General features: G+C 62.3%; 17 protein-coding genes. 9 read left to right on the top strand and 8 right to left on the bottom strand.

The window, feature by feature from the left end:
• Positions 1-194 precede the first annotated feature (194 nt).
• A complete protein-coding gene (locus ACJ8HN_RS05470) occupies positions 195-2,489 on the top strand; it encodes an FdhF/YdeP family oxidoreductase (RefSeq protein WP_442523130.1) in 2,295 nt (764 codons plus the stop codon).
• A gap of 63 nt (positions 2,490-2,552) precedes the next feature.
• Here the strand turns inward: ACJ8HN_RS05470 and ACJ8HN_RS05465 are convergent, their stop codons facing one another.
• The 3 genes from ACJ8HN_RS05465 to ACJ8HN_RS05455 form a co-directional block, all read right to left on the bottom strand.
• Complete coding sequence (locus ACJ8HN_RS05465; RefSeq protein WP_039566063.1) at positions 2,553-3,323, bottom strand: DeoR/GlpR family DNA-binding transcription regulator; 771 nt, start codon at positions 3,321-3,323, stop codon at positions 2,553-2,555.
• Between the two features lie 112 nt (positions 3,324-3,435).
• Positions 3,436-4,659 carry an FAD-dependent oxidoreductase gene (locus ACJ8HN_RS05460; protein WP_039566062.1) on the bottom strand — a complete coding sequence of 408 codons (1,224 nt, stop codon included), beginning with the start codon at positions 4,657-4,659 and terminating at the stop codon, positions 3,436-3,438.
• Positions 4,649-6,052, bottom strand: a complete 1,404-nt coding sequence (locus ACJ8HN_RS05455) for an NAD(P)/FAD-dependent oxidoreductase (RefSeq protein ID WP_442523129.1) — start codon at positions 6,050-6,052, stop codon at positions 4,649-4,651. Before ACJ8HN_RS05455 ends, ACJ8HN_RS05460 begins: the two co-directional genes overlap by 11 nt.
• Before the next feature lie 257 nt (positions 6,053-6,309).
• On the opposite strand from ACJ8HN_RS05455, the gene ACJ8HN_RS05450 reads away from it, so the two are divergent.
• The 4 genes from ACJ8HN_RS05450 (at position 6,310) to ACJ8HN_RS05435 (ending at position 10,243) form a co-directional block, all read left to right on the top strand.
• Complete coding sequence (locus ACJ8HN_RS05450) at positions 6,310-7,770, top strand: FGGY-family carbohydrate kinase (RefSeq protein ID WP_164134209.1); 1,461 nt, start codon at positions 6,310-6,312, stop codon at positions 7,768-7,770.
• The gene (eutH, locus tag ACJ8HN_RS05445; protein WP_442523128.1) at positions 7,763-8,188 is read left to right on the top strand and encodes an ethanolamine utilization protein EutH; all 426 of its coding nucleotides are present in this window, start codon (positions 7,763-7,765) and stop codon (positions 8,186-8,188) included. The genes ACJ8HN_RS05450 and eutH overlap by 8 nt, the downstream gene beginning before the upstream one ends.
• 93 nt (positions 8,189-8,281) lie before the next feature.
• Positions 8,282-9,118 (top strand): D-alanyl-D-alanine endopeptidase, encoded by an 837-nt coding sequence (gene pbpG / locus ACJ8HN_RS05440; protein ID WP_033634633.1) that lies wholly within the window; start codon positions 8,282-8,284, stop codon positions 9,116-9,118.
• A 138-nt stretch (positions 9,119-9,256) separates the two neighbouring features.
• Positions 9,257-10,243 (top strand): MsnO8 family LLM class oxidoreductase, encoded by a 987-nt coding sequence (locus ACJ8HN_RS05435; protein WP_164097604.1) that lies wholly within the window; start codon positions 9,257-9,259, stop codon positions 10,241-10,243.
• Here ACJ8HN_RS05435 and ACJ8HN_RS05430 read toward each other — a convergent pair.
• Positions 10,240-11,544 carry an aminotransferase class I/II-fold pyridoxal phosphate-dependent enzyme gene (locus ACJ8HN_RS05430; protein ID WP_130042870.1) on the bottom strand — a complete coding sequence of 435 codons (1,305 nt, stop codon included), beginning with the start codon at positions 11,542-11,544 and terminating at the stop codon, positions 10,240-10,242. The genes ACJ8HN_RS05435 and ACJ8HN_RS05430 overlap by 4 nt on opposite strands.
• A gap of 66 nt (positions 11,545-11,610) precedes the next feature.
• Between ACJ8HN_RS05430 and ACJ8HN_RS05425 the strand changes: the two genes are divergently transcribed.
• Genes ACJ8HN_RS05425 through pdxY form a run of 3 tightly spaced genes read left to right on the top strand, consistent with a single transcriptional unit; the run spans position 11,611 to position 13,424 of the window.
• Positions 11,611-11,865: a hypothetical protein gene (locus ACJ8HN_RS05425; protein ID WP_033634636.1), complete on the top strand. Its 255-nt coding sequence runs from the start codon at positions 11,611-11,613 to the stop codon at positions 11,863-11,865.
• A complete protein-coding gene (locus ACJ8HN_RS05420) occupies positions 11,862-12,578 on the top strand; it encodes a glutamine amidotransferase (protein WP_060430307.1) in 717 nt (238 codons plus the stop codon). The genes ACJ8HN_RS05425 and ACJ8HN_RS05420 overlap by 4 nt, the downstream gene beginning before the upstream one ends.
• Before the next feature lie 3 nt (positions 12,579-12,581).
• The gene (gene pdxY / locus ACJ8HN_RS05415; RefSeq protein WP_033653079.1) at positions 12,582-13,424 is read left to right on the top strand and encodes a pyridoxal kinase; all 843 of its coding nucleotides are present in this window, start codon (positions 12,582-12,584) and stop codon (positions 13,422-13,424) included.
• A gap of 43 nt (positions 13,425-13,467) precedes the next feature.
• On the opposite strand, the gene ACJ8HN_RS05410 is transcribed toward pdxY, so the two are convergent.
• From ACJ8HN_RS05410 to ACJ8HN_RS05395, 4 genes are all read right to left on the bottom strand, one after another.
• Complete coding sequence (locus ACJ8HN_RS05410) at positions 13,468-14,181, bottom strand: flagellar brake protein (protein WP_033634639.1); 714 nt, start codon at positions 14,179-14,181, stop codon at positions 13,468-13,470.
• Between the two features lie 76 nt (positions 14,182-14,257).
• The gene (locus ACJ8HN_RS05405) at positions 14,258-15,040 is read right to left on the bottom strand and encodes an N-formylglutamate amidohydrolase (protein WP_354620338.1); all 783 of its coding nucleotides are present in this window, start codon (positions 15,038-15,040) and stop codon (positions 14,258-14,260) included.
• Between the two features lie 101 nt (positions 15,041-15,141).
• Complete coding sequence (gene olsF / locus ACJ8HN_RS05400) at positions 15,142-16,863, bottom strand: ornithine lipid synthase OlsF (RefSeq protein ID WP_407325833.1); 1,722 nt, start codon at positions 16,861-16,863, stop codon at positions 15,142-15,144.
• A gap of 169 nt (positions 16,864-17,032) precedes the next feature.
• The gene (locus ACJ8HN_RS05395) at positions 17,033-17,290 is read right to left on the bottom strand and encodes a hypothetical protein (protein ID WP_442523127.1); all 258 of its coding nucleotides are present in this window, start codon (positions 17,288-17,290) and stop codon (positions 17,033-17,035) included.
• 261 nt (positions 17,291-17,551) lie between these two features.
• Between ACJ8HN_RS05395 and ACJ8HN_RS05390 the strand changes: the two genes are divergently transcribed.
• Entirely contained in the window at positions 17,552-18,718 is a 1,167-nt protein-coding gene (locus ACJ8HN_RS05390) for an SIS domain-containing protein (protein ID WP_060438619.1), read from the top strand.
• The last annotated feature ends 8 nt before the right edge of the window (positions 18,719-18,726 follow it).

Here is an 18,726-nt window from a genome sequence, read left to right as displayed (position 1 = left end):
CCGCCTCCGGTTAGACGGGCCGCCGCTCTCCCCGCTCAGACTGCCGCTGCCCCCTTTTTCACTCATCTATACTGAATCGACAGGCCCGCGCTTAACGGCGACGGCGCCTGGGTTCCGTTTTGGACGATAAAGATAATATTCATGATAAATCAATCATCTGTAATTATCGTAAGCGATGTCGGAGGCAAGCAACCATGGCGAAAAGACGAGCAGTACCTGGAATTCATCCTTACGATGGGCCCGCCGGCGGTTGGGGCGCGCTGAAAGCGACGGCCATCGCCGTGCGCACGCAGATGGATACCTTGGAAGCGCCGGTGACGCTGATGCGCACCAATCAACCCGACGGGTTTGATTGCCCGGGATGCGCATGGCCGGATAAAGAACATCGCTCCACCTTCCAGTTTTGCGAAAACGGCGCCAAAGCCGTGACCTGGGAAGCGACCAGCAAACGCGTGACGCCCGAATTCCTGGCGCAAAACACCGTGACGTCGCTGCTGCAGAAAACCGATTATGAGCTGGAGGATTATGGCCGCCTGACCACGCCCCTGATCTATGACGCCGGAACGGACACCCTGCGCCCGCTGGCCTGGGACGAGGCGTTTCAACGCATCGCCGACGTGTTGCAGACGCTGCCGCCGGAGCAGGTGGAGTTTTATACCTCCGGCCGGGCGTCCAATGAGGCGGCCTACCTGTTCCAGCTGTTTGCGCGGGAATTCGGCAGCAATAACTTCCCCGATTGTTCCAATATGTGTCATGAGCCGACCAGCGTTGGCCTGCCGCAGTCCATTGGCATCGGCAAAGGCACCGTCTCGCTGGACGACTTTGACAGCGCGGAGCTGATTATCTCCATCGGGCACAATCCGGGCACCAATCACCCGCGCATGATGGGCACGCTGCATGAGCTGGCGCGCAAAAAGGTGCCGATCATCGTGTTCAACCCGCTGCGCGAACGGGCGCTCGAGCGTTTCACCGATCCGCAAAACGTCATTGAAATGGCGACCTACAGTTCGACCCCTATCGCTTCAACCTACTATCAGGTCAAAGCCGGCGGCGACGCCGCGGCGCTGAAAGGCATCGCCAAAGCGCTGCTGCAGCTGGATGAGACACAAGGCAATGCCGTGGATCACGCCTTTATTGCCGAGCACACGGAAGGATTTGCGGCTTTCGCCGCCGATCTGGCGGCCACCCGTTGGGAGGCCATCGAGGCGGAGAGCGGCCTGACGCGTCAGGATCTGGAACAGGTCGCCGCCGCCTACGCAAAATCCAACGCCACCATCGTGACTTACGGCATGGGCATTACGCAGCACAATAAAGGCACCGCCAACGTGCGCCTGATCGCCGATCTGCTGCTGCTGCGCGGCAATATCGGCAAACCGGGCGCCGGCATCTGCCCGCTGCGCGGCCACTCCAACGTGCAGGGCAACCGCACCGTCGGCATCACCGAAAAGCCCTCGGCCGATTTTTTGGCGAAGCTGGAAGCGGTGTTTGGCTTCACGCCACCCAAAGCCCACGGGCATGATGCCGTGAAGTGCATGCAGGCGATGATCGACGGCGCCTCGAAAGCGTTGATCTGCCTGGGCGGTAACTTCGCCGTGGCGCTGCCGGATCCCGAGCAGAGCTTCCCGGCGATGAAAGCGCTGGAATTAAGCGTGCATATCGGCACCAAACTCAACCGCAGCCATCTGTTGGTGGCGAAACAAACCCTCATTCTGCCCTGCCTGGGGCGCACTGAGCTGGACATGCAGGCCGGCGGGCGGCAATCGGTGACGGTGGAGGATTCGATGTCGATGGTGCATGCCTCGTCCGGCAAACTCAAACCGACGTCGGAACTGCTGCGTTCGGAACCCGCCATCGTGGCCGGCATGGCCAAAGCGGTGATGCCCGCCAGCAAGGTGCCCTGGGATGAGCTGATCGAAGATTACGATGTGATCCGCGATCTGATCGAAAAAACCATTCCGGGCTTCGACGATTACAACGCGCGCATTCGTCAACCCGGCGGTTTCCGCATGCCGTTGCCGCCGACCGAACGCCAGTGGCCGACGGCGACGGGCAAAGCGATGTTTTCCGTGTTCAGCGGGCTGCATGAAGACGCGGCCATCGCAGAGAAAGACACGCTGCGGCTGATTACGCTGCGCAGCCACGATCAGTACAACACCACCATCTATGCCCTGGATGATCGCTACCGCGGGGTTTTCGGCCGGCGCGACGTTTTGTTCATGAATGACAGCGATCTGCAACGTTTGGGGCTGGAGCATGGCGACGTGGTCGACCTGGAAACGGCGCTGCCCGGCTGCACTCAGCGCCTGGAGGGCATCACGGTGATCGCCTACAACATCTCGGCCGGCTCGGTCGGCGCCTACTATCCGGAGGCCAACGTGCTGGTGCCGTTGCATTACATCGATGAGGAGAGCGGCACGCCTTCGTACAAATCGGTGCCAGTTCGCGTGACGCTGAGATCCAAAGAGGTGCGTGAGGTCAAGATCGCCTAGAGGAAAGCGGTTTGAAGGCCTTCTCCGGGTTGCTCGGCCCGGAGAAAGGCTGCTCATAACCCTTTATACCTGTGCGACCAACACATTGACGTTGGCCGGGAAAACCAGCCCCTCCAGCGCGTTGCCGCTGTCGGAGGTCACCAGATAATCGATCTCGGGCCATTTGGCCACCAGGGTCATCGCATGCCCGCGCAGCTTGTTTTCATCCGCCAGCACGATGCATTTGCGGCTCTGCGCAATCATTTTGCGCGCGATGGCCGCCTCATTGACGTTTTGATCCATCACCCCAGTCTGCACATTGACCGCGCCGGCGCCGATGATGGCGTAATCGGCGAAAAACGCCTCAATGTTATTCAACGCGATCGCCCCCAGGCACTCCATTTTGGAGCCGATGAACTGCCCGCCGATCAGCACCACGTCGATGGAGTCATTTTCCAGACAGACGTTGGCGATCAGCGGCGAATTGGTGATGACCGTCAGCTGATCGACGGTCGCCAGCTGCCGGGCGAACTCCAGCGTGGTGGAGCCGAAATCCACGAACACCGTATCGCCCGGCTGGATCAGCGTCACCGCTTTCTCCGCGATGGCGCGCTTCTCGGCCTCGGCGATTTTGGCCCGTTCATTGAATTCATGCTCGAATTTGAACTGGCTGCTGACCGCGCCGCCGTGGATCTTCTTGATCAGGCGATAATCTTCCAGCTTGTTCAGATCGCGCCGAATGGTTTCCTGCGAAACCTGGAATTTATCCGCCAGCTCATTCACGTAAACCCGGCCGTTGGCCTGGATCAGCGCCAGTATTTCATTGCGCCTATCCACGGAATTAGAGATATCCATTCACATTACACTCGCTGCCTTAAGTAAGAGTGACTGCCTCCGCCGGACTCGCGGCGTCAACTGACCGAATACTACGGGTTTCAGGGCGTTAGACGCAAGCCGTAGCCGTCGTTCACCCGGCGGATTCGATGCTGATGTGCAGCGCGTCACGCTCGCCGTCGGCCGGCAAAGCGATATTGCGCAGCAGGATCCGCCGTTCCGGCAGGCAGCGATGCGTTTTGCGATACAGCACTTCCTCGCCCAGCCGCACCACCACCGAACCGGACACCGCCCGCTCCACCCGCATATTGATCGTGACCGTGCTGGGTTTGCCGATCAGCGCCACGTTGGCAGGCGCGGTCAGGCGGATCCGCTCGTCGTGCCGCACCGGAAGCATTTGCCGCGCCGGCGGCAGCGTGCGCCGCAGCGAACGGGCAACGGCTTCGCCAACGCGCAGCCCTTCCTGATAACACTGGTCGCCCATGTCCGCCGGATGCAGCATGTTGCCGACGGCGAAATAGGCGGCGTCGGAACAGCGGCCGAACTGATCGGTCAGCGGGCAGCCGCTGTCCGGCCGCTGCGCCAGGTGGCTCTGGCGGATCAGCGTATACTCCCCGGTGAAGCGGCCGGTGAAGATCAGGCTGTCGCAGGCGATGCGCCGTTTCTCCCCGCGGCGGTTCTCCACCTCGATGGATTCGACCCGATCGCGGCCGGCAATATCGGTCACCCGCGAATAATAATGAATCGGCACCCCCATCAGGCGCGCATAGAGCGCGCTCAGCCGCCAGGCGACGGGTCTGCCGCCGCTTTCAATCATGGCGACGGCGCGCACGCCGGCGTTGCGCAGCGTCCACAGCGCGGAGAAACTGACCAGCTCGGTGCCGACCACCACCGGCGCCTTGCCCGGCTGCAGCCCGCGCAGATAGACGAACTGCTGCAGCGCGCCGGCGGTCAGCACGCCCTGCGGCCGCAGGCCGCTCACCAGGCGCGGATGGCGCGGCGTCTCGCGCACGCCGGTCGCCAGGATCACCCGCTGCGCTTTCAAGGTGCTGACGCCGTGGCGATCCGTGATGGTCAGCTCGCCGTCCGGCTTGATGGCGAGCACCGTCACGCCGGTGCGGATCTCCACCTGCCCGGCGCGCGCCAGTATCTTATCGACATAGGTGGAGCCGAGCATCGGCCGGTAAAACGTTTGCAGCCCGAAGGTGGGGTGCCGGCAGTGTCTCGGCACGCCGCCCGCTTGCTGCTCCCGTTCCAGGAGCACCACATCCTCGATCCCCGCCTGCCGCAGCGCGGTCGCCGCGGCGATCCCGGCCGGCCCGGCGCCGACAATCGCCACCTGATACTCAGTTTTCATCAATGCTCCCTACGGCCAGCGTCTGGCCAAAACGATCGCCCACCATTTCCGCCACCCGGCTGCTGCAATAAAAACCGTTGCAGCGCCCCATCATCACGCGCGTGCGCCGCCGCAGCCCACCGATGCACTCCGGCGGCACGGCGGAATCGAACGCCGCCTCGATTTCCCGCTGGGTCACCAGCTCGCAATGGCAAACGATGCCGCCGTTGTCCGGGCGCGCGTAATCGCGCAGCGCGTAGTCGGCAAGCATCGGCATCTGCGGCCAATGCACGGTCTGCGGCGCCGTCGGCGTGAAGCACGGCGTAAAATGGTCGCGGTAAAGCTGCTCCACATATTGCGCGATGCCGAGCGCCGCCGTCAGGCCGGTGGAACGAATGCCCGCCACGCAGATCCACTGCCGCTCGGGATAGTGCTGAATGCGATAGTGTTTCTGCTCTGTCGCCGGGCGCAATCCGGCATAGCTGGCGGTCACGCTGTAATTTGCCAGCGTGGGCAGCAGCCGCGTCCCCTGTTCGATCAGCTCGCGCATTTTGGTTTCGTCCACCGTCGCCGTCTCGCGATCCTGCTGTTCTTCGGCGGTCGGCCCCAGCAACAGATTGCCAAAGATGGTTTTCGACAGCAGCACCCCTTTGGTGATCGCCGTCGGTACCGGCAAGATGATGGCGTTGACCTGCCCGGCGGCGGCCTTGTCGAACACCAGGAACTGCCCTTTGCGCGGGCGGATTTCAAACTCGGGCTGATGGCAGAAACTTTCTACCCGGTCGCCCTGATTGCCGGCGCAGTTGACGACGATTTTGCCGTGAAACTCGCCCCGGTTGCTGGTTAGCCGCCAGCCGGTCGGCAAGCGTTCGGCGCCGGTCACCTCGGTATTGAAGCGATAGTCGCCGCCGTGTTTGACGCCCTGCGTCAGGTAAGCCAGCGGCGTGCTCCAGGGATCGATCACGCTCTCGCCCGGCACCTCTACCGCCGCCAATGCGCCGGGCGCCAGCTGCGGCTCACGGCGATACAGCTCGGCGGCGTCGATCTGCGCCACGTCCGGCACGCCGTTGTCATGCGCCTGCTGCACGATCGCGGGCAGCGCCGCCAACTGCTGCTCGTCCCAGGCCACGACCAGCGCGCCGGTGGGCAGCAGCGGCAGATTCATGCGCTCGCGGATGGCGATAAATTCCCGGTAGCCGGCCTGCATGCAGCGCAGCTCCAGGCTGCCGCTGGGCGCATCGAAGCCGGTATGCAGCAGCGCGCTGTTGGCTTTGCTGGCGCCGGACAGGATATCGCCCCCCTTTTCCAACAGCAGCGTACGGGCGCCCATCAGGCAGAATTTGCGGAATACCGCACACCCGACCACACCGCCGCCAATCACGACAATGTCCCAACCCGTTTGTTCTTCCATCATGCTGATGTCCCGTTTTGATGTGATAACCACAATAAAACCACACAATAACCGCATTTGGAATGACAAAAACAACACAACTCCCAAAAAAAAGCCGCAGAACGCGGCTATAAGCAAAAAGTATGAGGTCGATCACGCGGGGTTATTTTATCTTGTGATTTATGTTGCTTTAATGTGTGAAATTGAAGATAGATTATTAAAACGGTCACACAACCAACACCAGGCGCAATAAAAAACAAAACCTATAAGAGAGCGAAGCAATGATGAATCAACGTTATGCCGCGATTGATCAGGGAACCACCGGCACCCGGGTCGTGGTGTTCGGCGAAGACGGCAGGCACCATTCGCCGGCCAGCATGCCGCACAAGCAAATCACCCCCAATCCGGGCTGGGTGGAACACGACGCCCTGGAGATTTTGGCGAATATCCGCCGCTGTCTCAGCCAGTGCGACATGGTGGACGCCATCGGTTTAGGGCATCAGGGCGAAAGCCTGCTGGCCTGGGACGCCGACAGCGGCCTGCCGCTGTACAACGCCATCGTTTGGCAAGATCAGCGCACCGAGCCGGAGATCCAGCGCCTGAAACGCGAAGGCGTCGAACCGCTGGTGATGGCGAAAACCGGCCTGCCGCTCGATACCTACTTCTCCGCCAGCAAGATGGGCTGGCTGATGAACAACGCCCCGGGGGCCAGGCAGCTGGCGCAACGCGGCCGCCTGCGGCTCGGCACCATGGACGCCTTCTTCCTGTTCCACCTGTGCGGCCGGCATCTCACCGACTATAACTCGGCCTCGCGCACCTCGTTGTTCAACATCCATACCCTGCAGTGGGACGAGGAGCTGTGCCGTTTGTTCGGCGTGCCGATCGACAGCCTGCCCGAGGTCAGAGACAACATCGGCCACTTCGGCGACGTGGCGCTCAACGGCAAGCCGGTGCCGCTGACGGCCTGCATCGTCGACCAGTTTGCCGGCACATACGGCCACGGCTGCCATCAACCGGGGCAGATGAAGATCACCTTCGGTACCGGCGCCTTTTTACAGGCGATCACCGGGCAGCGCCCGATCGACGCCGGCGAGTCCGGCCTGTTGCCCACGCTGTGCTGGAAGCTGCCCGGCAGCGAGCCGGTGTATGGCCTGGACGGCGGCGTTTATAACGCGGCCTCCGCCATTAACTGGGCGAGAAAGATAGGCCTGTTCAACGACTTCGATGAATTCGGCGATTTTCCGGCCCAGCCGGCCATCGCGCGTGGCCTGGCCTTTGTGCCCGCGCTTTCCGGGCTGGCCTGCCCGTATTGGGATCGCTCCGCCGCCGGGGTGTGGGCCGGCCTGTCGCTGGAAACCGAACGCAAGGATCTGCTGCAGTCGATCCTCGAAGGCATCGCCATGCGTTCCGCCGAGGTGATCAACGCCATGGATAAGTTGAAACCGATCGGCGACAGCATTTCGGTGGACGGCGGTCTGTCCGCCAACCGCTATTTCACGCAGTTCCTCGCCAACCTGATCCAAAAGCGCATCGTCACGCCCGCCAACAAAGAGATCACCGCTCAGGGCGTGGCGCAGTTGGCGCGTAAAGGGCTGGGTATGGAACAGCCGCTCAAGGTGCTCAACCGCTATGAAGTGACGGAGCCCGCCGAGGTCGATATGGCGGTCTGGTTCGCCCGCTATCAGGAAATCATCGCGCGCTCGCGCGGCTTACGTTCATCGCAGGAGGAGCACCATGGCTGAGTTCGGTAATTTCATCATCTATATCATCATGGCCGGCACCCTGATCGGCGCGCTGGCGTCGATCGTCAAACCGGAAGGTGAACTGGGGCGCGAGTTCGTCAACGGCATTCACGCCATCGGCCCGGTGTTTCTCGCCCAGGCGGGTATCATGGCGGCGATCCCGATCATCTCTTACCTGATCATGCACAGCATCGGCCCCTTCTTCTCGGCGCTGGGCTCCGACGCCTCAATCGCGGCGCTGGCGGTGATCGCCGTGGACATGGGCGGCTATCAGTTGGCCGACGCCATCGCCGCCAACCGCGACGTGACGATCAACGACGAGTTCGACGACTACGCCTGGGTGCCGCGCGAGCGTCTCGCGGACTACGATTTGAACGAGGCCACCCGCTTCACGCTGCAACAAAAGGGATTGTTGTAACAGTTTGAGCGATTATCGCCCTATTTTCTTCACATTTGCCGGGCAGACTCTTTTGATATTTTTTAATCACTTAGGGTCACTATTGCCGCCGTTATGCTTTTATCTCACGCTTTTCTCCGTCTGCCCGCCCGGCGCTTCGGCGCCGCCCTCCTGTTCAGCCTGCTGTTCGTTTTGGCGCCCGTGCATGCCGCTGCGCCGCCGCTGGTGCTGAACGCCAAATCGGTGCTGGTCGTCAATCAACGCACCGGAAAGACGCTCTATCAGAAGCAGCCGAACCGCGTGCTGCCGATCGCCTCGCTCACCAAGCTGATGACCGCCATGGTCGCCCTGGACAGCAAACGCCCGATGGGCAGCAGGCTGAAAGTCACCGCCGCCGATCGCGATCTGCTGAAGAAAACCCACTCGCGCCTGACCATCGGCTCGGTGCTCAGCCGCCGCGACATGCTGCACATCGCCCTGATGTCTTCGGAGAACCGCGCCGCTGCGGCGCTGAGCCGCAGCTATCCCGGCGGACGCAAGGCCTTCGTGGCGAAAATGAATCAGAAAGCGCGCGCCATCGGCATGAAACGCGCACGCTTCTACGATCCGACCGGGCTGACGCCGCGCAATGTGGCGACCGCCAACGATCTGCTGAAGATGGTCAATCACGCCTATCGCTATCAATCGATTCGCCGCTTCAGCACCGACAAGCAGCAGATCGTGCGTCCTGGCCGCGGCCAGCTGGTCTACCGCAGTTCCAACGGCCTGATCAACAACCCAGCCTGGAAGATCCAGCTGCAGAAAACCGGCTTTACCGACGAGGCCGGCCACTGCCTGGTGATGCGCACCACCATCAAAGGGCAGCCGGTGGTGATGATCCTGCTCGGCGCGCAGTCGCGCTACGGCCACTACCGTGACGCCATTCGTCTGAAGGCCTGGCTCGAAGGATAATAGCGCGGCGCTTTACCGATCTGCGCATATCCAAATTCGTTTTGGATCAATGGAATATCCTATCGCCAATCAGTATTAAGGCGCGCGCCGCCCGCATGGTATTTGTCAGGCATATCTGATGAGGAAAGGAGCGGGAAAATGGCTTATGCCTTGAGCATATTGGAAAAGAGTCCGATCGCCGACGGGGAAAGCGCCGCCCAGGCGCTGGCGCGCACGCTGCATCTGGCGCAACAGGCGGAACGCTGGGGCTATCGGCGTTTCTGGCTGGCGGAGCACCACAACACGCCGCAGCTCGCCTGCCCGTCGCCGGAAGTGCTGATCGGTTACCTGCTCGGCCAGACGTCGCGCATTCGCATCGGCTCCGGCGGCGTGATGCTGCAACACTACAGCGCCTACAAGGTGGCCGAAAACTTTAACCTGCTGGCGGCGTTGGCGCCGGGGCGCGTCGATCTCGGGGTGGGCAAAGCGCCCGGCGGCCTGCCGCTCGCCACCCAGGCGCTGCAGGCTGCCCATGACCGGCAACACAAGCCGGCTTTCCCGCAGCAGCTGTCGCAGCTGACCGCCTATCTGAACGACGACGCCGAGCCCGGCCTGAGCGCCACGCCGCTGCCGCCGCACGGCGCTCAGCGCTTCCTGCTCGGCGCCAGCAAAGAGAGCGCGACGCTGGCGGCCGAATCCGGCTGGATTTTCGTGTTCGCCGCGCATCTGAACGGCAATCCGCAAGATATCAGCGCAGCGCTGGCGCACTACGCCGCACACAGCGGCGGCCGCAAGGCGCTGCTGGCGGTAGCGGCGATCGCGGCGCCAAGCGCGGAACAGGCCGCGGCGCTGGCGGCGGATATACAGCAATACCGCGTCCACGTCGCCGGTGAGCAGAGCGTGACCGTCGGCAGCCTGGCGCAGGCCGAGAGTTTCGTGCAGCAGGCCGGCGCCACCGACTACCGCATCGAACCGCGGGAAAGCCATGTTCTGCTCGGCACCGCGCCGCAGGTGCATCAGCAACTGGCGCAGCTGCAGCAGCGGTACGGCGTGGACGAGTTCATCATCGACACGCCGATCGCCGAACCGAGCGCCCGGCTCACCTCACTGCAGCTGCTGGCGGAGGAGAGCCTGACGCCGGCCTAGTTGATCGCCGTACTGGCCCGCATGGCGTCGGCCAGATCCTGCGCCAGAGCCGCCAGTTGCGCCGGCGCCACGTTGGCCAGGCTGACGCGGATCGCAGGATCGCTCTTCAGACGAAAAGGCTCGCCGCCCTGCACCAGCCACCCCCGCTGCGCCATCAGCTGCGCGGCGGCGGTTTCCGACCGCACCGGCAACCACAGGTGCAGCCCTTCACCTACCGCCAGCGCCGTGTGATTCAGCGCGTTGAGCCGTTGCACCAGTTCATCCCTTCTGGCCTGATACGCCTGCTGCGCCCGCTGCAGCTGCCCTTCCTGCAAGGCCTGCCCCCACAGCCTGGCGGCGATCTGCTGCAAGATATGGCTGACCCAGCGCTCGCTGATGTACTGATCGGCGCGCATTGCCTGCAGCAACGTCGGGTTGCCGCAGGCCAGCGCGATGCGCAGATCCGGGCTGAGAAACTTGCTCAGCGACAGCACGTACAGCCCGCGATCGCCGTCGAACGGCAGATGCAGCGGCTGCTGCGACAGCGGCCCCCAGAAGTCGTCGACGATCGCCAGACACTGCGGATTCGCGCTGAGAAAACGCCGCCACTGCTGCGCGCGTTGCGCAGAGAGCGAGGCGCCGGTCGGATTGTGGGCGCGCGGCGTCAGGATCACCGCGCCCGCCGCTCCGCTTTCCGGCAACCGACACCCCTGTTCATCCATCGCCAGCGGCAGCGGCCGCAGACGCAGGTGGCGCAGCAGCGTCAATAGCGGCGGCCAGCAGGGATCTTCCACCCACACCGCCGCGCCCGGCTGCATATGGCAGCGCAGCGCCTTTTCCATCGCGTCCAGCGCGCCGGAGAACACCGCCGGTTCCCCCAGCGTGACGCCCTGGCGGCCGAGCCACTCGCGCCCCAGGCCGGTCAATACCGGCAGATCGCCGCTGATGTCATAGCCGTTTTGCTGCGGGAACGCCTCCGCCGCGCCCAGCGCCAACGCCGGCAACAATGCGGCATCGAGGTTGCCGCTGGCCAGATCGCACATCCCCGCCGGCACCTGGCGCGGCGCATAGGCCGCACTCACCGCCGCCAGCGGCGGCTCCAGCACCACCGTTCCCGCCCGCCCGCGCGTCACCACCAGACCGGCATCGCGCAATCGGGCGTATGCGCTGGCGACGGTATTCGGATTGACCTCCAGCTCCGCCGCTAGCTGGCGTACCGGCGGCAACAGCTCGCCCGGCCGCAGCGCGCCGTCTTTGATGCGTGCGGCGATCTGCTCGGCAATCTGGACAGCGCCGCCGCCTTTTGCATACAATGAAGTCATACATAAATCCTTTTGTATTAGTTCAAAATAGATTAACAGCTTCCGCGGCCAAAAGTAAGGGGTTCCATGGATAAACATTACGTGCTCGACATTCAGTATGCAGGAAAGGCCTTTGCCCGCCTGCAGATGTTCACGCCCTGGGCGGCCGATCAGCTGGAGCAGGCTTGCGCGCTGTTCCCGGCCGCGCAGGGTTATCAGGTGCAGCTCAGCCAGGTCAGCGAACGCCGCATCGTCTACCAGAGCGGCGCGCAAGGCATCGCGGTGCTGGGCGAGTCGCTGGCGCTGACGCCGTTCACCCACGCTCACGAGGTTAAACAATGAAAAAAGCCGTCGCCATTCGACACGTCAATTTTGAAAACCTGGGCATCCTCGGTTCCCTGCTCTCGCTGCGCGGCTATCAGATCGACTATTACGATGCCGGCCGCGATGATATTCGTGCTATCAATAATGAAGAGACCGATCTGTTGGTGGTGCTCGGCGGGCCGATCAGCGCCGCCCAACACTTTTCCGGCGCGCAGCGCTATGATTTTCTCGACCATGAATTGGCGCTGGTCAAACAGCGGCTGGCGCAGCGGCGGCCGACCCTTGGGGTGTGTCTCGGCGCGCAGGTGATCGCCCAGGCGTTGGGCGCCGACGTGATCTCGCTCGGCGTCAAAGAGATTGGTTTCGCCCCGCTGACCACGCTCACGGCGCAAGACGACTCGGTGCTGGCACCGCTGGCCGATACGCCGGTGCTGCATTGGCACGGTGATATGTTCAAGATCCCGGAGGGTGCCCGCTGCCTGGCCGGTACGGCGGTTTGCCCGCATCAGGCCTTCGACTATCAGGGGTTCGCGCTCGGCCTGCAGTTCCATCTGGAGGCGGATCATCGCGATATCGAACGCTGGCTGATTGGCCATGCCTGCGAACTGGAACTGGCCGGCATCGCGCCCCAGAGCCTGCGCGAACAGGCGGCGCGCCACGGCGCACAGCTGGAACAGCGCGCGCGGCAGGTGTTCGCCCGCTGGCTGGATAATAACGAACCAAGGATGTAACTCATGCAACAGACTTCACCCTTGCGATCACCGTCCATCGACGTGATCAGCATTCAATCTCAGGTGGTCTACGGCAGCGTCGGCAACGGCATCGCCTACCGCGCCCTGCTGAAAAAAGGGCTGGAAGCGCTGCAGGTGCCCAGCGTGCTGTTCGGCTGCCCGCCCTATTACGGCAAGCCGCACGGCGGCGTCATCTCCGGCGAGTGGTTCGGCGGCTTTCTCGACGATCTGATCGCCCGCGGCGTGATGAAGCGCGCCCGGGCGGTGATCGTCGGCTACCTGGGTGACGTGATGCAGTGCCATATTCTGGCCAACTGGCTGCAGCGGGTGCGCGCCCTCAATCCGCAGATAAAGATCTATATCGATCCGGTGATGGGCGATTACGGGGAAGGGATCTACGTGGATGAGCGCATCGTCAACTGCTATCGCTCACCGTTCCTGCGGCTGGCCAACGGCCTGACGCCGAACGGTTTCGAACTGGAGCAGCTGTGCGGCCGGCAACTGAGCAGCCAAGAGCAGACGCAGCACGCCGCGCAGGCGCTGTTGAACGACACCACCGAATGGGTGCTGGTCACCAGCGCGCCGGGCGTGGCGCAGCACGAAGACGAAGTGGGATTGATGCTGGTCACCCGGCAGGAAACGCAGTGCTTTACCCATCCGAAGGTCAAATCGGCGGTCAAAGGCACCGGCGATCTGTTCGCCGCACTGCTGGTGAGCCATCTGCTGCACGGCGCCGCGCTTGACGCGGCCGTGGTCGCCGCCGGCGGCGAAGTGTGCGACGTGCTGGCCGAAGCGGCGCATTTCGGTTGGGAAGAGATCGGCAGCCTGCGGGCGTTACAGCCGTAAGGCCAGTGGAGAGTCAGGGGCAGCGTGCCGCCCCTGATAAATATCAGCGTTTTTTCTTTTTGTTGAAATCCAGCTCGAAGGCGAACACCGCGCTTTGAATTTTGCGCTCCATCGCCAGCCCCAGCTTGAGGAAACGGCACGATAGGCGCGAGAAGTGCACCACCTGATCGTTATCGTCGGTTTCCTGATCGTCGTTGACTACCACCAGCTCCATGTTGACCTTGAAGCTGCCGTAGCTGCCCAAATCCAACTCCGCTTTCTTGAACTGCAGGCCCGGCTGGAAGAAATCCGGCAGCGGGCCGTCGAAACGCAAACCGACGCCGCCGGCGGACAGATCGTGGATCCGCAGCTCATAAGGCGTGCCGTTCGGGTATTCGCCGGTACAGAAGAATTGGCGCCAGTGCGGCGTGGTGATGCGGAACTGGCGACGGCGCTGGATGTAGACCAACTCCTGCGGCAGCCGGGTCGAGCAGGCCTGGACGCCCTGATGTTCGGTCAGCTCCGCCTGGCCGACGGAAAACTCGATTTTGGCGTCGTTGCTTTCAATCACGATGGTGCAGGCGCCGTCGATGGCGTTTTCCGCTTCCTCACCGCTAAACACGATATTGTCCGGCCCGACGCTCAATAACAGACTTTGAAACCGGTGCTGCTGATTTTCTACGCGCAGCGGCGTGCGTTGTTTGCAAATTTCACGCAGAATCGCCAGAACTTCAAAACGCTCCCGTTTGATAAACAGTCCGTTATCGCTGTGCTCCACACGTCTCTCCTGACTTTTTTTCTAATGACGTATTACGTATTCCTTACGGTTATCATCTCTGGGAATATTCCTAAAGTCAAATTTGCCAGCGCTGCCAGGCCTGCGGCAGCAGGCGTGCGAAACGTTTCGACCACGCCTGTTGCCCACGTTCGTCGGCGATCAGATCCTGGCGGATTTCGATGCCGACATAAGGCAAACCGCGGCGTTCCGCATGGACCGGCAACGTGTAGTCGGTGGCATCGGTCATCGCATAGGGTTCGTTGATCCCCACCTGCAAATCTCCCTCTTCGCGCAGCAGCTCGGCCAGCAGATGGGCAAATTCCGGGTAACGGTTAAACAGCAGCCCCACCTGCCAGGGGCGCGATGCCCCTTTGAACACCGGCGTGAAACTGTGCATGGCGATCACCGCCGTCGGCAGTTCGCGCAGTTGGCGTTGCCCCAGATGATCGTCGATGGCGTGGTGATACGGCAAAAACACCTCGCGCTCGCGCGCCAGCGCGTGCTCGGCATCGATACCGATATTGCCGGGGATCGGCGTCAACTCGGACAAATGCGGGATCGAGCTGGCGATGCCGGGCGCCCGGTTGCAGTCGATCACCAGCCGTGAGTAACGCTGGTGGATCAGCGTGGCGTCCAATTGGCGGCTCAGATGGCGCGACACGCTCAGCGCGCCGATGTCCCAGCCGATGTGGCGTTCGATCTCCCCCGGCGGCAAACCGAGATCGCCGAGGGATTGCGGGATCGCCTTGCCGGCGTGATCGCACAGCAGCAAAAAGGGCGCTTTGCCGCGCGGGATTTCAACGGCGGCGGCAGAGGGTTCGTCGGCGGACAATAACGGCGGGATAAACGAGTGAGGCATGACGGGCTCCGGCGGTGGAAAGCAAAACGTTTATCGTAGCGCTATCCCGTCGCCGGCCCCAAGGTCGTGCTTAGATCAAAAAGGCATGAGTCAGACTGTAGTCATGCCGTCTCGGCTGGCTGCGGCTGGTGCACCGCGATATAACGCTGATACCGCGACGGCTTGAGCCGCGTGGTATCCACCAGCACCAGCCCGTCGATGCAGTTGTTGAAAGCCGGATCGGTGCCGAAGTCGATAAACTGTACCCCGCCCGGCTCGCACAGTTCGGTGTACTGCTTGTACAGCGTCGGGATCGAGCAGCCGATATTGCTGAGCAGGCTCTTCAGCCGCACCAGATCTTCCTGGTAGTTATCCCCGGCAAACTGCGCCAGCACCTGCGGCAGCGACGCCGGATAAGGCCGGCGCGATTGCGCGAAGGCGTGGTCCGGCGAGAAATAGAGCCGATAGAAGGCGATCAGCAAATCGCGCGCCGCCAGCGGCATGCCGCCGGAGATCGACACCGGGCCGAACAGATAGCGATACTGCGGGTATTTCGCCAGGTAGGCGCCGATGCCCAGCCACAAATAGTCCAGCCCGCGCTTGCCCCAATAGGCCGGCTGAATGAAGCTGCGCCCCAGCTCGATGCCCTGCACCAGGATCGGCTCCATATCACGATCGTAGTGGAACAGGCTGTTGCTGTAGATGCTTTCCAGCCCTTTGCGTTCGATTTGTTCGGCGGTGGGGATAAAGCGATAGGCGCCGACGATCTCCAGCTCCTCCTCATCCCACAGCACCAGGTGGTAGTAATCGTCGTCATAGCTGTCCAGATCGCGGCGGCGGCCGGAGCCTTCTCCTACCGCGCGGAAGGCGATCTCGCGCAGACGCCCCAGTTCGCGCAGGATCGGCGTGCGCGCTTCGTCGTGGCGGCGATAGAGGTAGATGGTTTTACCGTCCGGCGTCACCCCCAAGCGTTCGCAGTTCGCCAACGCCTTTTTCAGCTCCAGACGCTCTTCCGGCAGCGCGATCGGCGATTCGCTGGCGAACAGCCCCGGCTTGCCCTGGCCCAGGCGATACACGTGGCGGCGAAAACGCTCCGCCAGATCCTTGGCGCTGGTGTGGCCGTCGTGCCAGCTGGCGAACGGCACGCGGCCGCCGACGCGGATCTTGATGCGCCCGCCCCGCTGCTGGAACATTTCGCGCACCAGCAGCAGCGTCGACAGCGGCCGGTAGACCAGCGAGGTAAAGTAGAACAGGTTGCTGTTGCGCGCGCTGATGTGGATCGGCACGATCGGCGCCCGCGCCTTGGCGGCCAGGCGCAGAAAACCGGTATGCCAGTGGCCGTCGCGGATGCCTTTCGGGCTCATGCGCGACACTTCGCCGGCCGGGAACAGGATCAGTGCGCCCTGATTGTCCAGCTGCCGCTGCATGCCTTCAATCTGTTTGCGGCTGGTTTTATAAGCGACGTTATCCACCGGCACGAACAGGTTGCGCAGCGGTTCGATGTAGGTCAGCAGCTGGCTGGCCACCACTTTCACATCCGGGCGCACCGCCGCGACGGCGCGCAGCAGCACCAGGCCGTCGAGCGAGCCGATCGGGTGATTGGCCACCAGCACCACCGGCCCCTGGCTCGGGATGTTTTCCAGATCGCCGTCCACCAGCTCGCAGCTGAGGTTGAAGTAGTCCACCACCTGCTCGATCAGATCGAGACCTTTCAGGTGGGGATAGTCGGCGGCGAACTGTTTGAATTCTTTTTCGAAGAGAAGGGTTCTTAGCAGGCTGCGCTGCCAGGCAGGGGTATTGCGGTGTGGAAATGCATCTTGCAACAGAGAATCCAGGCTGAACATCGCGTTATCTCCTGACGTAGTCGCTGCAAACTTAAGCCAGAGCCGTGACTCTGACGTGTCAGTTACATGACAATAAAATGAATCCATCGACTATCAGGTATAGCAAAGTAATGGCGATTTGGGAGCGAAAGACGCATTTTCGCCCCCACTTGCCCTCACATCGGCGCCGCTAGCGGCGTACGCGGAACAGCACGGTTACGCGCGCCGGCATAAAAAAACAGTGAAAGCCCGGCGATTGTCGAATTACCGCTGCGGCTTTCGTCATCGGCAGACTGAATAAATAGACGCCGAGAATTGTCGACTGATAAATAACTAATTTGCCGTTTTCACTTTGCGTTGACACCGCTTTCGCTTGCCGCTCAATCGAAAGCAAAAATAAATATAACCAACTGATAGATATAGGTATTTTTAAAATAACCGATTGCATTTCAGCGTTTCGTTTGCTGTAATTCGCCATAACTAACTGAAAGCGTTCCGGTCGGTATCGCCGCGGCTTATTAAGCCGTGGTCGGGCACGGCTACCGGTAAATCCGGAGTTTGCGTTAATGCCCAATACCGCAACACGCCGGGAATTAATTATCGACCCGCAGCAGTGCAGGATCGGTGCTTGCCTACAGGCGCTGCACCATTAGAGGGAGCGACGTGATTATCGCCGACCGTTAACCAAGGCTTTTAAGGAGTTGTCATCATGAACGCGTATTTCTCTTACGAGGCGGATTGGCTGAAGCAGCGCAACGCCTGGCACACCGCCGCAGAGATTTGGCAGCAGCCGGATCTGTGGGCCGCGCTGCACCGGCAATTGCAGGATCAACAGGCGCAGTGGCAGCCGTTCCTGGCGCCGCTGCTGGCCAATCCGCACCTGCAAATCGTACTGTGCGGCGCCGGCAGCTCGGCGTTCGCCGGCCGCGCCCTGGCGCCCTGGCTGCGCGAACGAACCGGCCGCGACGTGGCGGCCTACGGCACCACCGATATCGTCGCCAATCCGCTGCAGTATCTCGACCCTGAGCGGCCGACGCTGCTGGTCTCCTTCGCACGCTCGGGCAACAGCCCGGAGAGCGTGGCGACGGTGGAGCTGGCCGACCAGTTGCTGCCGGAAAGCTATCACCTGATGCTGGTGTGCAACCCGGACAGCCGGCTGGCGCAGTATGCGCATCAGCGTGGTAACGTCTGTTCGCTGGTGATGCCGCAAGGCTCCAACGATCAGAGCTTCGCTATGACCTCCAGCTTCAGCTGCATGATGCTGAGCGCCGCGCTGTTGCTCGGCCCGGCTTCGCTCGAGGCCGCCCAGGCGCCGCTCAACGCCATGGTGCAGCGCTGCCGTACACTGCGCGAAACGCTGCAGCCGCAGGTGAAGGCGTTGGCCGCCAGCGGTTTCCGCCGTTATATCACCCTCGGCGGCAGCTGCTTTACCGGCCTCGCCGAAGAGGCCTCGCTCAAGATGCTGGAGCTGACCGCCGGCCGCATCGTTACGCGCTACGACTCGCCGCTCGGCCTGCGCCACGGCCCGAAATTCATGGTCGACGGCCAGACGTTGGTGGTGCTGATGTTCTCCCACGGCGACTATGCCCGCCAGTATGACCGCGATCTGTGGAACGAACTGCAGCGCGACGGGCTGGCGATGCAGTTGGTCGGATTGACCGGCGAGCGCCAACCCCTGTCCGATGCCCTGCTGCCTATGCACGACGCGGCCGACGATATCTGGCTGCTGTTCCCGTATCTGCTGTTCACCCAGATGCTTGCCTTCGAGAGTTCGCTGGCGCTGGGGCTGACCCCGGACAATCCTTGCCCGACCGGCGAGGTCAACCGGGTGGTGAAAGGCGTGACGATTTACCGTTTTCCTTCCCCGGTGCTGTAAGGAGATCC

Source organism: Serratia sp. CY29653 (assembly GCF_052169255.1).
GTDB classification, from domain to species: domain Bacteria; phylum Pseudomonadota; class Gammaproteobacteria; order Enterobacterales; family Enterobacteriaceae; genus Serratia; species Serratia sarumanii.
The sequence above is the reverse complement of the archived record's forward strand: the minus strand, read 5'-3'. Positions and strand labels throughout refer to the sequence as shown.